This window comes from Parvibaculum sp. (assembly GCF_002684405.1).
Classification (GTDB): Bacteria; Pseudomonadota; Alphaproteobacteria; order Parvibaculales; family Parvibaculaceae; genus Parvibaculum.
The window spans coordinates 1-14,761 of sequence record NZ_NYVD01000129.1; the positions used below are offsets into that span (position 1 = coordinate 1).

Genomic DNA, 14,761 nt, shown 5'->3' on the forward strand with positions numbered 1-14,761 from the left:
GCCGCCTGGGACGAGGGCGGCACGAAGAAAGAGCGAGCGCTCATCCTGCGCCGCGATCCGGAAGCGAGCCTCATCGAGACGGAGCGCGACCTCGAATACAATGCCTACAAGGCGTTCCACCCGACCGGCCTGCCGGTGCCCGAGCCGCTTTTCCTGGAAACGGAAACCAAATGGCTCGACCGCCCGTTCTTCGTGATGGAACAGATCATGGATAGTCAGGCGGCCTCGCCGTTCTCTCCCGATCCATTCGGCGAACTGAAGGACAAACTGGGCGATCAGTTCTGGCGTTATCTGGGGCAGATTTCCGGTGCCGATCCCGATGCCATCGGCTTTTCGGCGTCTATGGAACCGGTGAAGCCGGAAGAATGCTGGAAGCGCGAACTCGACAAATGGGAACAAGTGATCGACGAGGACGAGCTGACGCCGCAGCCCATCGCGCGAGCGGCCATTCGTTGGCTCCGGCAAAACCCGCCGCCGCCGCCAAAGAAGCTTGCCGTCGTGCATGGCGACTACCGCACCGGCAATTTCATGTTCAATGGTGCTGGAGAAATCACGGCGATCCTCGACTGGGAAATGTGCCATCTGGGCGATCCGCTGGAGGATCTCGCCTGGGCGGCCGATCCGCTTTGGGCCTTCGGCAATCGCGAGCGGCCCGCGGGGCTCATCGACCGTGAGGAAGCCTTACGCATCTGGCAGGAAGCCAGCGGCGTGACGCTCGACCGTGAGGCCTTCAAATGGTGGGAGGTGTTCGCCGCGGTGAAGGGCCTCGCCATCTGGATTTCTGCAGGCAAGGAATATCAGAGCGGGTCCAACCGCGATCCGGTCCTCGCCTTTTCGAGCTGGTACTGCACGGATGTACATAACAGGCTGCTGGTGGCCCGTATGACCGAACTGAGGGAGGAGGCACGCAAATGAAACCTGTCGTCGATAACGTCCTGCAGGGCTGTTTTGCGACCCTCCTGATGGAGGTTGCACCTCATCTGGGTGCGGAATATTCGGTGGGCGATGTCAGCGTGATGGGGCTGATGCTCTTCATGTCGGCCGAGGAATATGACCGCGCGGCGGAAGTCCGTACCGAGGACAATTCCGAGATGCGCTCCATTTTTGCCGAGGCCGCATCCCAGATCGAGGATGCCGGACTTCGCCACCGCCTCAGCGATGCGTCCGATATACGCGACACGTCGCTGCGTATCAGTGCGCTCGATAGCGTGAACGATGCACTCAAAACCATGCTGATCGACCTTCAGACCTATCTGGAAGGGCAGAGTGGGGACTGGGCGACCCATATGGAACGCCGGATCTGGAAGCATTTGTCGGACTCGGCGGAGAGGCGGAAGCTTCCCTATCCGACAATGTGATCTCAACAAGGCCCTTCGCGGCGGCAGCCGGGTGCGATATGAGTGATCGCATCGCTGTCGCCGCAGGCCAATCATGCCGCTTTCTATCCGCCTTTCGATCTTTTACGGCTCGCTCTGCCTGTTCTCCGGCGTGCAGCTTCCGTTTTTCCCCGTCTGGCTGAAATCGGTGGGGCTGGGGTCGTCGGAAATCTCCATCATCATCGCGGGAAATATGCTGCTGCGTATCGCAGCCGGGCCGGTGTTCGCCTATACCGCCGACCGGTTGGACGACCGCCGCCGTGTCGTGGTGGCGCTCGCATGGAGTTCGGTGGCGGCGGGCTCGCTGCTTTTGCTGGTCAACGGGTTCTGGGCGATCCTGGCCGTCAGCATCGTGCTTATGTCCTGCTGGCCGTCCATCACGCCGCTGATCGAAACCATCGCCATGAAGGCGACGCGGGAAGGGCGTATCGACTACGGACGCGTGCGCATCTGGTGTTCGATTACCTTCATCGTGGCGAGTACCGGTACGGGCTGGCTGGTCGGCTGGTTCTCGGCATCCATCATCGTCTTCTGCATGCTGGCCGGTCTTCTCACGACGCTGGCAGGAACCTTCCTTCTGGCGCGCGAGGTACCGCAGCCGAAAAAGCGCAAACGAAAGGGCGGGCAGCTTATCGCCACGCTCCAGATCGCGCGGCACCCTGTCTTCATGCTCGGTCTGGCGACGGGCGGGCTCATCCAGTCAAGCCATGCGGTCTACTACGCATTCGGGTCTATCAACTGGCAGCGGTTGGGCTATAGCGACGGGCTGATCGGTATTCTCTGGGGGATCGGCGTCGTCGCCGAGATCCTGCTTTTCACGCAATCGGGACGTGTTTTGCGTGTGGTTGGGGCGCCGCGTCTTTTGATGCTGGCGGCAGGCGCGGCGGTCATCCGCTGGACATTGCTCGCCTTCAATCCACCGTTCTGGCTTGTAATTTTCTGCCAGGCGCTGCACGGGTTGAGCTTCGGCGCGGCGCATCTGGGTGCGCTTCATTTCGTCGCCCAATCCTCACCGCCGTCGCTTGCCTCGACAGCGCAAAGTCTTTACGCCTCCATTTCCGCCGGGATTATGATGGGTGCGATGACGCTGGCCGCGGGGCCGCTTTACGACCGTTTCCTGTCGGAGGCCTATCTGCTGCCGGCTGCGACGGCGTTGGCTGCTTTCGCCGGGGCAATCCTGCTTCAAACCCGTTGGCAGGGTGGCCCGGTCGTTTCGGACGAGGAGGAAGAAGATGCCGGTTGAAATCATTCCCACAGGCGCGGCGCTGGGCGCGGAAGTACGCGGGCTCGATCTGTCCCGCCCGTTGAGCGATGATGATTTCGAGGCAGTTCTTCAGGCCTGGTACGATCACATCGTGTTGCTGTTCCGTAGACAGAAAATTTCGGACGACGACCTGATCGGGTTTTCACGCCGCTTCGGCGATCTCGACATCGCGCCTGCCAGCGCGACGGACATGGCAGGTTCGCAAACCAAATCACGACCGGAGATCTGGATCATTTCCAATGTCGTCGAGGACGGAAAACCTATCGGTGCGTTGGGCGACAAGGAGGCGGAGTGGCATACAGACATGTCCTATGTCGATGAGCCGCCCATGGCGAGCTGCCTCTATTCGCTCGAAATTCCCGACAGCGGCGGCGATACGAGCTTTGCCAATATGTACAAGGCGCTTGAAGAGCTGCCGGATGATTTGCGCGCGGCCATAGAGGGGCGGGTCTGCAATCATGACTCGAGCACGACCAGCGTGGGCGAGCTTCGGGCGGGCGCGAATGAGGTGATCGACGTCACGAAAGCGCCGGGAGCGAAACACCCCGTCATCCGGACTCATCCGGCAACGGGCGGCAAGTCGCTTTATCTGGGGCGGCGTCTCAACGGCTATATCGAAGACTTGCCGGTTGCCGAAAGCGAGGCGCTGCTCGATCGGCTCTGGGCCCATTGCGCCAAGCCCGAATTTGCGTGGACGCATCAATGGGCGGTCGGCGATCTTCTGATCTGGGACAATCGCTGTGCGATTCATCGGCGCGATGCTTTTGACGGCTCACAGCGGCGCGTGATGCACCGGGCGCAGATCAAAGGCAAACAGCCTTTCTGAAAACTCCGGTTTCTGACGTCGCGGCAAACTGGCCTTCCCGCAGCGTGTGCAGCACGGGATTGACAGGGCGTGTCTGACGGGCAGCCTAGCGCGCATCGACATCAGAATTCAGGGAGGAAATATCCATGCGCGCGATGGAAATTCAGGGCGATTTCGGCATCGATAATCTGAAACTTGCCGAGCGCGAAACCCCGAAAGCGGGACCGGGCGAGATCGTCATCCGGATGAAGGCCGCCTCACTCAACTATCGCGACCTTGCGACCGTCGCGGCTCTCCATGGCGTTCGGGGACAGCTCCCGCTCGTCCCCTTGTCCGACGGGTGCGGTGAAGTCGTGGAAGCGGGTGAGGGCGTCACGCGCGTGGAGGTGGGCGATCGGGTCGCGCCGAGCTTCTTTCAGGGATGGATTTCCGGCGCACCGACCCTGGAGGCTCTGGGGACATCCTTGGGCGGACCCATCGACGGTTGCGCCCAGGATTATATGCGCTTGTCGGCGGAGGGTGTGTCGAAGGCGCCCGACAATCTGTCCGATGAGGAAGTGGCCTGTCTGCCTTGCGCGGGGCTGACGGCGTGGCGCGCCTTGATGGTCGAAGGCCGGGTGAAGCCGGGCGACACGGTATTGGTGCAGGGTACGGGGGGCGTGTCGATCTTTGCGCTGCAATTCGCCAAGGCGGCGGGCGCGCGGGTCATCGTTACCTCTTCATCGGACGCAAAGCTGGAACGCACGCGCGAGCTTGGCGCCGACATGTTCATCAACTACGCCAAGACCCCGGACTGGGCGACGGAGACGCGCAAGCTCACCGGCGGACGCGGTGTCGATCACATCGTGGAAGTCGGCGGTGCGGAGACCTTTCAGCATTCCATCATGGCGGCGCGCCTTGGCGGGCACATCGCGGTAATCGGTCTTCTGTCGGGTATGATGAAGGACCTTAATGTCGCGGCGATCTTCTCGCAGAATCTGAAGATCAGCGGCATCACGGTGGGTAGCCGGACGATGTTCGAGGATATGTCGCGGGCCATTGTCGCCAATGACATCCATCCCGTGATCGACCAGCGCTTCGGGCTGGAGGATGCACAAGAGGCGTTCCGCACCATGGAGAGCGCATCGCATTTCGGCAAGATCGTGCTCAACCACGCTTGAGCCGCTGATTAAGAGGCAGCGGGGTTAGCCCCAGAGTTCCGACTCGGGCGGGTGGACTTCGCTGCCGTCATAACGAAGCGCCGGACTGCGATCGCGTGCGAGAAGCAGCGGGCCGTCGAGATCGACGAACTCGGCGCGTTGGGCCAGCAGCATCGCCGGCGCCATGGCAAGCGATGTCGCGACCATGCAGCCGACCATGACGCGCAGTCCGCGTCTTTCCGCGCAACGCAGCACGGCGAGCGCTTCGGTCAGGCCGCCGGTTTTGTCCAGCTTCACATTCACATAGTCGTAAAGGCCCACCAGACGGCGCATGCCTTCGATGCCGTGCGCGGATTCGTCGGCGCAAAGGGGAATGGGGGATTCGATCCCGCGAAGCGCCTCGTCGTCCTTGGCCGGAAGCGGCTGCTCGATCAGGCTGACGCCGAGCTTTGCCAGTTCGCTCGCAAGCGGGCGTACCTCGTCGGGTGTCCAGGCTTCATTGGCGTCGACGATAAGAGCCGGGCTGGGCGCTCCCTCGCGCACGGCGCGCAGGCGGTCGATATCGTTGCCGCCGCCCATCTTGATTTTCAGCAGTGGACGGTCCGATGCGCGTCTGGCCGCCTCGCGCATGGCGTCAGGTTCGTCGAGGCTGATCGTGTAGGCGGTGCGCCGGGGCAGGGGCTGCGGCAGCCCGGCAAGCTTCCAGGCGCGCTGGCCGGTTTTCTTGGCCTGCAAATCCCACAGCGCGCAGTCGATGGCGTTGCGCGCGGCGCCGCGCGGCATGTTGCGCTGGAGGTCTTCCCGGCTTAGTCCGTCCCGCAGAGCTGGCTCCTGCGCGCGGATCGCAGCGACTACTTCCTTCTCGCTTTCGCCGTAGCGCAAATAGGGGACGCATTCTCCGTGGCCGGCGAAACCACCTTCCTCAATCGTTACGGCAATGGTCCGAGCTTCTGTCTTGGCGCCTCGCGAGATGACGAAGGCCTCTCGTAGCGGCCAGGACTCGGCTTCGATATAGACGGTTCGCATCGGATAATTGTGTGTGATCTGACGTAAAAGGGGAATCGGGCTGAGATAATCGCGTTAAAGTTGCATAACACCAAGACCTGAATTGGCACATTGGATATATGCGGAATGTGGCTGAAAACAGTCCCCGCCCGATGCGGTCAGGATATTCGTGTCAGATGCGGCCCGCGAACCAGGCGCCGTTCCAGTTATCGCCCGGCGGGTTTTCCTGGTAGTAGGCAATGCGGCTTTCGTAGAAATCGTAAAGCGTGGGAATGGCGCCGTTGAGCTTTCGGCATTCTGCGATAGCCGCCTTCGCTTCGTTCCAGCGCTGGTTGCGATAGGCGGCGAAGATCAGGGCATGGGCTTCCTGCAGCGCGCGGAATTTCGGGTTGGCGCGCATGATCGGATCGCCCAGCAGCGCAAACACGCGGCGGCCTTCCGGGTGGCGCGGGGTCGAGACGAGGTCGATTTCCAGCAGTGCATAGCGGTCGCCCACCGCCTTTTGCGAGCCTTCGCCGACAATGATGGCGGGGCCGAAATGGCGGGCGTTCTTCTGCAGATAGGCGGCAAAGCCGACCGGTTCGCCCATCACGCCATAGTCGAAGCGCTGGATGGCGCCCAGATTGCCGGTAATGGCCGGGCCGGTATCGATGCCGATGGACAGGCTGAGCGGGACATGGCTCAGATGCTGCCGGCGCGCATCTTCTTCGAGGAATTCATTGAGCGCTTCCAGGTTTTCGACCATGCGCAGCGCCGCGTCGCAGCCTTTGGAAGCGTGGTTCGGCGCATCGAGCGGCGCATTCCAGATCGCATAAAGCGTGTCGCCCACATTGCGGTCCACCATGCCGTTGCGTTCCAGCACGATCTTGGTCATCGGTGAGAAGAAGCGGTTCAGAATGTCGGCATAGGCTTCCGGATCTTCCAGATAGCGATCCGAAATCACGTTGAAACCGCGCAGGCCCACCACGACCGATGTCACGTCGCGAAGCTGGCCTTCGGACTGGATGAGCTTGGGGTGTGCCTTGACCTTTGCCAGTCCCGCTTCCGACAGGCGGTTGCCGAACTGGGTTTCGAGGAAACGGATCTGGTCTTCGGTATGGAGCCGCGTCATCAGGCCGCCCGTCAGCCAGACAGTCAGCAGGGTGACGCTTGCCAGGGCCGGGTCGATAAGCCAGCGGTGCATGTCGAAGGCATACCAGGAACCATAGGCGGCGCCTCCGATCAGGATCAGGGTGAAGGCCAGGCTCCAGCGGAAGCGGAGTTGCGTCACCGCGACAATCACTAGCACGCCGGCCAGGAAGATGAAGGCCTGTTCGGCCGTGGCGGCCCAGCCAGGCCGGGTCAGGAAGGCCCCGTCGGCGATCTGATCGATCGCATTCGCCATGATCTCGCCGCTCGCCATGGGAATGCCGATGGGCGTGCCATAGAGCATGCGCTTGCCGTTGACGGAGACGCCGACTACGGCGATCCGGTTGTCAAACGAGGGGATGTCGGATGCGCCGGTGAGTACCTTCCAGGCCGGAACGGAAAGCTGTGAGCCCGCTTTTGCGAAATAGAGGCGGAGGCTGCCATCCTTGAGTGTGGCGACATCGAGGTCGGTGCCGGCGATTTCCACATGGGAGACGCCGGGTTCGAGATCGAAGGAGAGGCCGTTTGCCGGTTCGGAGACGATGCTGCGATAGCCCGTCCCCCCGTGCGAGACGCGGAGGGCTTCCAGCGCGTTGGACGGGTAGAGTGTGCCTTCGATTTCGGTGAGCGCCGGAATGGAATGGACTGTCCTTCCGGTCTCCTGCGCCGGGATCGTGGCGCCCATGCCATCGGCGATCGCCTCGATTTGCGGCAGGCTCGGCCGCCATTCGTCGAACCGGGGCACGAAGTGGCGTGGGTCGCCGCCCGTCATGTCGAGCGGCGCGGCAAGGCGAGGCTTGCGCGGCGGATGAAGGGAAGGCAGGCCGGGTGTGAAACTGGCGACGAGTTTGGCGTTCTTCGCGGCATTTTTGAGCTGGGTGACGCCTTGGGGTAGCCGTCCGGCGAGCCCTTCGGGAAGGTATCCCCAGAGGCTGCGCAATTCGCTTGCCGATGTCGGATCGGGCTCGGAAATCGGCATGTCGAGCAGGATGGTGCGCGCGCCCTGTTTTTTCAGGGCGACGAGCAGGTTGGCCAGGCGCTTTTGCGGCCAGGGCCATGCGCCGAAGCGGCTGGAGGTTTCGGCGTCGATATCCACATAGACGGCGTGTGGGCCGCCGGCCGAAGGCGTGCGGGGCAGAATTTGCTGATAGCCGTCGAAAACCAGATTCCGCAAATAGGTGCCGGCACCTCCCGCGTCGTAAATCGACACGAGAAGAGCGAGCACCAGGACCAGCCCCGGCAGCAGCGCAGACAGTCGTCGGAACGTGGGTGTCGGATTCATACTCTCTTGCCAGCCCCGGAAGCGGACCCCGGTCCGCTTCAAATGCCCTAAATTGACCGATATTGCGAGCTTTCTGTCCCGATCCGGGACATGGGCTCGCCACTCTGCAATCAATTTGCATCTTCCGTTCCATTCGACGGGAAAAGAAAAGGGCCCCGAAGCGGGACCCTTTCATATCGGCAAATGGTTGCCGCTATATGGCGGAGAGGCTCATTCCTCGGGAAGGCCGCCTGTGTCCTGGATCAGATAGGTGATCAGGTCGTCGCGGTCCTTTTCCTTCTTCAGGCCGGGGAAGGACATGAAGGTTCCGGGGACATCCTTCCGCGGGTTTTTCAGATAGACGAACATCACATCCGGGGTCCATTCCTTGTGTTCCCCAGCGAATTTCTTCATTCCATCGGAATATTTGTAGCCTTCATGAGTGGCAATCCCGCGCTTGAAGATGCCGTACAGGTTCGGTCCGACGCGATTGGGACCGCCTTCATTGGCTGTATGACATGCCTTGCAAAGCTTGAAGACTTTTTCGCCGTGTTTGGCGTCGCCCTTGGTGAAGCCGCCATCCGCTGCGAAGGCGGGGGCTGCGAAGCTCGCCGCCAGAACAAGTGCCGCCGTGCCTTTTAGCCATTTCTCAAAACGCATGATCTTTCCCTTCCTCAAGCATGCCAGGCAGAGACCCGGATAATTCCTTTTCGTCCGCCGACAGGCGGTCCGTCTGGAACCTAAACCTGAACCCTGTCGATTGCATGCGTCAAACTGGCGCGCCCGGCCCTTGCGCGTCGCCGTGCTGGCCGTCAAAGTGGCGCCATCGCTAAATATTACATCCGAGTCACCATTGGGTATTTTCCGCAACCACCAGAAAAATCCGCCCGATTCCGAGGGAGCGGCCGGTATTTCCCTTGAAGAGGAGGGGGATACGCTGGTCTTGCGGGCGTCCGGCGAGTGGGTGGTGGCTGCGATTTCCGGCGTCGACCGGCAATTGCGTGGCTTCGATGCCAAGAGCGGACAGGTGACGCGGGCGGTTTTCGATCTTGGCGAGGTGACCCGCTTCGATACCTCCGCCGCGGTGATTCTTTCGCGCTGCGCCTATGCGTTGGAAGAGGCCGGGGCTCGGGTCGAATTCCAGAACCTGAATGAAGCCCAGTCGCTTCTACTCGACAAGCTGGGGCAGGATGGACCGCCCGCGCCGGTTGAAGAGCACGAGGTCGGTCTCTACGCCCATGTGGCCGGTAATATGGGCGATGCCGTTATCGCCGTCAGCCGGGAGGCGGTGGGGATTATCGAGTTTCTCGGCGAGGTTGTCGCCGCCGTCGGACGGGTGTTCAGGCGGCCTGCGCGTCTGCGCTGGGTGCCGTTCGTTCATCACATGGAGAGGGCGGGGTTCGACGCGCTGCCGCTCGTCTGTCTGCTGACTTTCCTGATCGGCGCCGTGCTTGCGCAGCAAGGGGCCACGCAGCTTTCGAAATTCGGCGCGGATTACTTCACCGTCAATATGGTGACAATCGTCTTTCTTCGGGAAGTCGGCCTGCTGCTGACGGCCATCATCGTGGCGGGCCGATCGGGCAGTGCGTTCACCGCGGAAATCGGATCGATGAAGATGCGCGAGGAAATAGACGCCATGCGCACGCTCGGTCTCGACCCGATGGACATGCTTATCCTGCCGCGCGTGCTGGCTTTGATCGTCACGCTGCCCATGCTCGCCTTCGTGGCCGATTTGATGGGGCTTCTCGGCGGCGGGGTCGTGTCTTTTTTCATGCTCGGCATGTCGCCCGGCCTTTATATCGACAGGGTTCGGGATGCGGCGGATTTCTGGACATTCGCCGTCGGTATTATCAAAGCGCCCTTCATGGCGGCGATGATTGCAATGGTCGGGTGCAGGGCGGGGTTGCTCGTTACCGGAAGTGCGGAATCCGTTGGCCAGCAGACCACGCATTCGGTGGTTCGGGCGATTTTCCTCGTCATCATCGTCGATGCGATATTCGCCATGTTCTTCACAGCGGTGGGGGTATAGGGCATGAGCGCCGACTCCTCGGACAACATCATCGAAGTGGAAGGTCTCGGTACGAGGTTCGGCGATAACGTCATCCATGAAAATCTCGACCTTCAGGTGAGGCGCGGCGAGGTCATCGGTATTGTCGGCGGCTCGGGAACGGGGAAATCCGTCCTGCTGCGAACAATCCTCGGGCTCAAGAAACCGGATCAGGGACGGATTCGCGTCTTTGGCGAAAATCTGCAGGAACTCCCGGAGGCGGAGCGGCGGACCTATGAGCGGCGCTGGGGCGTGCTCTTTCAGGATGGTGCGCTGTTTTCCGCGCTCACCGTTGCGCAAAATGTGCAGGTGCCCTATCGCGAGCATCTTCACATGGAACCCGATCTGATGGACGAACTGGCCGCCGCCAAGATCCAGATGTCGGGACTGCCCGCCAATGCGTTTTCTCTCTACCCCTCGGAGCTGTCGGGCGGGATGCGCAAGAGGGCGGGGCTTGCCCGGGCGCTGGCGCTGGATCCGGAAATCCTCTTTCTGGACGAGCCGACGGCAGGCCTCGATCCCATCGGCGCGGCGGCTTTTGACGAATTGATCGGCGATCTGAAACAAACGCTTGGCCTGACCGTTTTCATGGTCACGCACGATCTCGACTCGCTTTACGCGATCTGTGACAGAATTGCGGTTCTGGCGGAGCGGCAAGTTATTCTCGTGGGGACGGTGGACGATATGCTGACAAGCGACCATCCGTGGATTCACGAGTATTTTCACGGACCTCGCGCACGGGCGGCCATCAAGAAGGGCTGAACTCAGCCGAAGGAGCGGACTCCATGGAGATCAAAAGCAATAATGTGCTGATCGGCACTTTCACGCTCATTACCGTCTTCGGCGTTTTCCTGTTCGTCATGTGGCTGAGCCATGTGCAGGTGAACCAGCAATATGACGAGTATGAGATCGTTTTCGACGGATCGGTTTCCGGACTGAGCGTGGGCGGTGCGGTGCAGTATAACGGCCTGCCTGTAGGGACGGTGCGGGACCTTCATTTGATGAAGAACAATCCCAATAAGGTTGTCGCGCTTATCCGCGTCGATGGGCGCACGCCCGTCAAAGAGGATTCCGTCGCTCAGCTGGAGCTTGCCGGCATTACAGGCGTCGCCTTCATTCAGCTTTCGGGTGGCAGTCCCAAATCGCCGCGGCTGGAGGCGAAGGGCGACCAGTATTATCCGATCATCAAAGCCGAACAGAGCACCCTGCAGGAAATAGCGACCGCCGCCCCGAAGACGCTGCAAAAGATCGACAAGCTGGTATCGTCGGTCGGCCATATCGTCGACGAAAACCGCGAGTCGATAAGAGATACGCTGCAGAACCTGGAGAAGATGAGCAAGGTGATGTCCGATGGCAGTTCCGATATGGAGAAGGCCATAAAGGAATTGTCGGAGGCGTCGGTTCATCTGAACAATATCAGCCGCAATGCCGATAAGCTGATAGCCGGCGACGGGAAAGAGCTTGTTGTCGAAGCGCGCAAAGCGGTGGAATCCTACCGCAAGGTCGGGGACCAGCTCGACCGGATGATAAAAACGAGCGGTCCGGCGGTCAGCGACGGTTTGCAACAATTGCCGCAGCTCGTTGCCGAAACGCGTTCGCTCGTCACGTCGCTCAACGGCATTGCCAATCGTGCGCAAGACGATCCGGCGCGTTACTTCATCGGTAATCGCGTACCGGAAGTGGAAGCGAAATGAGAGAGGTCAGGATGAGCCGGATATCGAAAATCCTTCGCGGCGCGGTCGTGGCCGCGTCTCTTGCTTCGCTTGGCGGGTGCGCATTGGTCGATGTCGCCAGCGAGCCTGCGCCGCGCTTCTTCATGCTGACGCCGCCAGCCCTTCAATCGAAGGCGCCGACCATGCCGGTGCAGCTTTCCGTTCAGGAATTCACAACCAGCGCGGCACTCGAAACCAGCCGGATCGTCTATCAGCCTTCGGAAAATGAAATCAAATATTATGCGGGCGCGCGTTGGGCGGACCAGACCCCGGCCATGATCCGGCAGCTGATGATCGAAACGCTCGAACGGAGCGGGGGCTTCGCCGCTGTGCTGGGCGAGGGATCTCCGGCGCAGGCTGATTATGCATTGACCGGCGACATCCGGCGCTTCGCGGCGATGCCTGCAGCGGGAAATGAAAAGCGGGTCGAAGTCGAGCTGCTGGCGCGGCTGATCGAGAAGGACACGGGCCGTATCGTTGGGACGAAACTCTTCTCCGAAACGGTTACGTCGCCCGATGGCCGCATGGACAATGTGGTGGGCGCCTATAACGCGGCGCTGGGCAATGTCCTGTCGAAGCTTTCGGGCTGGACGGCCGCGACGCTGAAGGCGGCTGAGCCCGTCGGTTAGGCCTGCCGTTTGCGGTTTAGCTCAGTTTACCGCTGGTCTGGGCCAGCATCAGATAGACCTTGCCGGTGTCGGATGTGAGGTAGGTTTCGACCAGAATATTGCTGCGGTCGCGTGCCGAGGCTGCGCCGAGCAGTTCCTCGAAGGTCGAGACGTAGCGATCGACATAGGTACGGAATTCGCCGTCGCTCTTGTACTTCGAGGCTATCTGGTCGAACAGTTCCCGGCCCGACAGATTGTAGAGACGGCGGGTGAAGACATTCCGCTCGCCCGCCTGGTAGCGCCGCCACAGATCCGGCGGCGGGCTTTGCTCCAGTGCTCGGTCGAGATCGATCGCCAGCGATTGCAGCGTTTCAAAGACATTCACGGACGCCCGCTGGAACGCATCCTCGTTCATCCCGGGATCGGGCATGGCTTGCTCGGTCTGCTGCTCGCCGGCGGCGGCCAGCAGTTCCGACATCGCCCAGGGACGCTCGCCTTTTTCGTCGGCGCGTGTGGAGCTCTGCCGCGGCAGGTCGTGAAGCGGCTCGTGCGTTCGGCGTGAGGGCTGTTCCGGGGCGGGGCTGGAGCGATCGATCACGCGGGCATGGCGCACTACGATCTCTGCGATGCTGGCCAGTGCCGAGACCTGATCTTCCAGCACCTTGCGCAGTGCGTCGGCGCTTTCCATCGCTTCGTCCGGCAGGTCGTCGATACGCCGGGAGAGTTCATCGCTGGCTAGCTGCAGGTCGCCGCTGGCCGTGCGGGCGGTATTGCCGAGTTGTTCCATGACACCGGAGAGGCGCGAGGTGGTGTCTTCTCCCTGCGCGACGGTGCGTTCGATGAGGGAGTGGAATTCGTTGCCGCGCTTGTCGAGATCGGCATGGATGGCTGCCGTCACACGGCCCACCTCCTCGCGCATTTCGGCGGTTGCCGCTTTCAGGCGGTCGGTGGTGTTCGATATGGCGTCGGCTGCGCTTTTGTTCACTTCGTTGTCGAGCGCACTGCCGGCATCTTTCAGTTCCTGCACCGTGGCGCCAATTGCGCGTGTCGCCGCGCCTGCCGAGCGGCTGACGGCGGCCGAGGTCGTTTCCGCTTCCTCCGCGGCGCGGGCCAGTTCGGCCGATACGCTTTCGCGTAGCGCCGTCGCCTTGTCGTGGGCGCGGGCGAAATTGTCGTCGATCCCCTGGGAAAGCTGTCCAACAGCCTTGCTGATCTGATCGGTATGGCCGGCAAGCGCCGTGTCGGCAGCTTGCATGGTGTCGCGGTGCAACTCGAAGATCGACTGGAGGCGAACATGCTCCTTTTCCAGCCGTTGGGCGGCTTCCGCGATGAGGTCGCGCTGGGTTTCGTAGCGCTGCGATAGTTCCTCGGCGCGGTTGAGCGCATTGCTCGATACGACTTCGAGGCGGGATGACTGGCGGTCCAGCATGGCGGCGGTGGCGTCGGCCCCGACACGGGCCGCTTCGCCGGTGCGCGACAGGGCTTCCGTTTGTGAGGAGAGGCGCGTGGTGGCTTCTGCAATGCCGGTTTCCGCCTCCTGTGCCACCGTACGCACCGCATCGACTTCATCGCGGATTGCGCGGGAAATCGTATCGCTCTGCGATCCCAGTGTATGGGAAAGCTCTTCCAGGTTTTGCCGGTGGCGTTTCAGCAGTTCTTCCATGGTGCGGGTGCGGAATTCGGCCCGGCCGGTTCCCCGCTCGATCTCGGCAACTTCGCCGGTCACGACATCCTTGAGGCTCGTGGCGCGTTGTACCGCTTCGTCGAGGCCTGATTTCAGGTCGTCGAGTTCGCGGCGGACCGCCTGCGCGATGGAGGCGATTTCGCCGGTTGCGGTATCTTCCGGATCGGAGAGGCGGATGGCAGTCCGGGCCAGCGCCTCCGACATCAGCCTCATCTCCTGCCCGCGCCAGACCGTGTAGGTCAGCATCCAGATCAGCAGAAGCGGGAAGAGGAGGGCGGCGCCCAGCACCGCCAGCTGTTCGGGCGCCTGGGCGCGCAGGACTTCGGGGCCGTAAAATCCCCAGAGATATGCCCCCTCCACGCCGAGAACGAAAATGCTCGCCAGTACGGCCAGCGTCAGGATGCGCGGATTGGGCCGGCGCGAAATCATGCGGTAGAGGGCGCCGCCGGACGGGCTGTCCTCATTCGCCGCGCGCACGCCCGCTGCCGTTGCCGCCACGGGGGCGGGCTTTTCTTCAGGGGAAGTGGGGGCGTCGCTCGCCAAGTCGCTGTTTTTCATCTGGTTTCGCCGGAGCCATGAAGCCGCAATTTCGCCTCATAGGGTGTCGGAAGGCCGCAAAGGCGTCAACTTGAAGACACACTCGGAATCAAAGGTGCAGGAAAGGCGACAATTTTAACGATTCAGCCATGTCGAATCGGTAGCCTTTTTCTTTGTAACTGTGGGGTACCGGCT

The 14,761-nt window shown here is 61.7% G+C and carries 13 protein-coding genes; 9 read left to right on the forward strand and 4 right to left on the reverse strand.

Features of this window, described 5'->3' with window-relative positions:
- From CMI59_RS11870 to CMI59_RS11890, 5 genes are all read left to right on the forward strand, one after another.
- Positions 1-915 (forward strand): phosphotransferase family protein (locus CMI59_RS11870; protein WP_293328465.1); only part of this gene is annotated, 915 nt, incomplete at its 5' end.
- On the forward strand, positions 912-1,358 hold the full coding sequence (locus tag CMI59_RS11875; protein WP_293328466.1) for a hypothetical protein: 447 nt from the start codon (positions 912-914) through the stop codon (positions 1,356-1,358). The genes CMI59_RS11870 and CMI59_RS11875, both read left to right, overlap by 4 nt.
- Positions 1,359-1,431: 73 nt before the next feature.
- Positions 1,432-2,619 (forward strand): MFS transporter, encoded by a 1,188-nt coding sequence (locus tag CMI59_RS11880; RefSeq protein ID WP_293328467.1) that lies wholly within the window; start codon positions 1,432-1,434, stop codon positions 2,617-2,619.
- The gene (locus CMI59_RS11885; RefSeq protein WP_293328468.1) at positions 2,609-3,466 is read left to right on the forward strand and encodes a TauD/TfdA family dioxygenase; all 858 of its coding nucleotides are present in this window, start codon (positions 2,609-2,611) and stop codon (positions 3,464-3,466) included. The genes CMI59_RS11880 and CMI59_RS11885 overlap by 11 nt, the downstream gene beginning before the upstream one ends.
- Before the next feature lie 125 nt (positions 3,467-3,591).
- Complete coding sequence (locus tag CMI59_RS11890; protein WP_293328469.1) at positions 3,592-4,605, forward strand: NAD(P)-dependent alcohol dehydrogenase; 1,014 nt, start codon at positions 3,592-3,594, stop codon at positions 4,603-4,605.
- Positions 4,606-4,629: 24 nt separating this feature from the next.
- On the opposite strand, the gene dgcA is transcribed toward CMI59_RS11890, so the two are convergent.
- The 3 genes from dgcA to CMI59_RS11905 all read right to left on the reverse strand — a co-directional run bounded on the left by dgcA (position 4,630) and on the right by CMI59_RS11905 (position 8,638).
- Complete coding sequence (dgcA, locus tag CMI59_RS11895; protein WP_293328470.1) at positions 4,630-5,610, reverse strand: N-acetyl-D-Glu racemase DgcA; 981 nt, start codon at positions 5,608-5,610, stop codon at positions 4,630-4,632.
- Positions 5,611-5,761: 151 nt separating this feature from the next.
- Positions 5,762-7,999, reverse strand: a complete 2,238-nt coding sequence (locus tag CMI59_RS11900) for an adenylate/guanylate cyclase domain-containing protein (protein ID WP_293328471.1) — start codon at positions 7,997-7,999, stop codon at positions 5,762-5,764.
- Positions 8,000-8,209: 210 nt separating this feature from the next.
- Positions 8,210-8,638 (reverse strand): cytochrome c family protein, encoded by a 429-nt coding sequence (locus CMI59_RS11905; RefSeq protein ID WP_293328472.1) that lies wholly within the window; start codon positions 8,636-8,638, stop codon positions 8,210-8,212.
- A gap of 193 nt (positions 8,639-8,831) precedes the next feature.
- Here CMI59_RS11905 and CMI59_RS11910 point away from each other — a divergent pair, with 193 nt between their 5' ends.
- Genes CMI59_RS11910 through CMI59_RS11925 form a run of 4 tightly spaced genes read left to right on the forward strand, consistent with a single transcriptional unit; the run spans position 8,832 to position 12,366 of the window.
- The gene (locus CMI59_RS11910; RefSeq protein WP_293328473.1) at positions 8,832-10,007 is read left to right on the forward strand and encodes an MlaE family lipid ABC transporter permease subunit; all 1,176 of its coding nucleotides are present in this window, start codon (positions 8,832-8,834) and stop codon (positions 10,005-10,007) included.
- 3 nt (positions 10,008-10,010) lie between these two features.
- The gene (locus CMI59_RS11915) at positions 10,011-10,787 is read left to right on the forward strand and encodes an ABC transporter ATP-binding protein (RefSeq protein WP_293328474.1); all 777 of its coding nucleotides are present in this window, start codon (positions 10,011-10,013) and stop codon (positions 10,785-10,787) included.
- Positions 10,788-10,810: 23 nt separating this feature from the next.
- A complete protein-coding gene (locus tag CMI59_RS11920) occupies positions 10,811-11,719 on the forward strand; it encodes an MlaD family protein (RefSeq protein ID WP_293328475.1) in 909 nt (302 codons plus the stop codon).
- 11 nt (positions 11,720-11,730) lie between these two features.
- Positions 11,731-12,366: an ABC-type transport auxiliary lipoprotein family protein gene (locus CMI59_RS11925; RefSeq protein WP_293328476.1), complete on the forward strand. Its 636-nt coding sequence runs from the start codon at positions 11,731-11,733 to the stop codon at positions 12,364-12,366.
- A gap of 16 nt (positions 12,367-12,382) precedes the next feature.
- Here CMI59_RS11925 and CMI59_RS11930 read toward each other — a convergent pair whose 3' ends face one another.
- Positions 12,383-14,587, reverse strand: a complete 2,205-nt coding sequence (locus CMI59_RS11930) for a hypothetical protein (RefSeq protein WP_293328477.1) — start codon at positions 14,585-14,587, stop codon at positions 12,383-12,385.
- Between the last annotated feature and the right edge of the window lie 174 nt (positions 14,588-14,761).

Coding starts and splice junctions, on each gene's coding strand:
- CMI59_RS11875 (WP_293328466.1), top strand. CDS start 912: ATGAAACCTGTCGTCGATAACGTCCTGCAGGGCTGTTTTGCGACCCTC.
- CMI59_RS11880 (WP_293328467.1), top strand. CDS start 1,432: ATGCCGCTTTCTATCCGCCTTTCGATCTTTTACGGCTCGCTCTGCCTG.
- CMI59_RS11885 (WP_293328468.1), top strand. CDS start 2,609: ATGCCGGTTGAAATCATTCCCACAGGCGCGGCGCTGGGCGCGGAAGTA.
- CMI59_RS11890 (WP_293328469.1), top strand. CDS start 3,592: ATGCGCGCGATGGAAATTCAGGGCGATTTCGGCATCGATAATCTGAAA.
- dgcA (WP_293328470.1), bottom strand. CDS start 5,610: ATGCGAACCGTCTATATCGAAGCCGAGTCCTGGCCGCTACGAGAGGCC.
- CMI59_RS11900 (WP_293328471.1), bottom strand. CDS start 7,999: ATGAATCCGACACCCACGTTCCGACGACTGTCTGCGCTGCTGCCGGGG.
- CMI59_RS11905 (WP_293328472.1), bottom strand. CDS start 8,638: ATGCGTTTTGAGAAATGGCTAAAAGGCACGGCGGCACTTGTTCTGGCG.
- CMI59_RS11915 (WP_293328474.1), top strand. CDS start 10,011: ATGAGCGCCGACTCCTCGGACAACATCATCGAAGTGGAAGGTCTCGGT.
- CMI59_RS11920 (WP_293328475.1), top strand. CDS start 10,811: ATGGAGATCAAAAGCAATAATGTGCTGATCGGCACTTTCACGCTCATT.
- CMI59_RS11925 (WP_293328476.1), top strand. CDS start 11,731: ATGAGCCGGATATCGAAAATCCTTCGCGGCGCGGTCGTGGCCGCGTCT.
- CMI59_RS11930 (WP_293328477.1), bottom strand. CDS start 14,587: ATGAAAAACAGCGACTTGGCGAGCGACGCCCCCACTTCCCCTGAAGAA.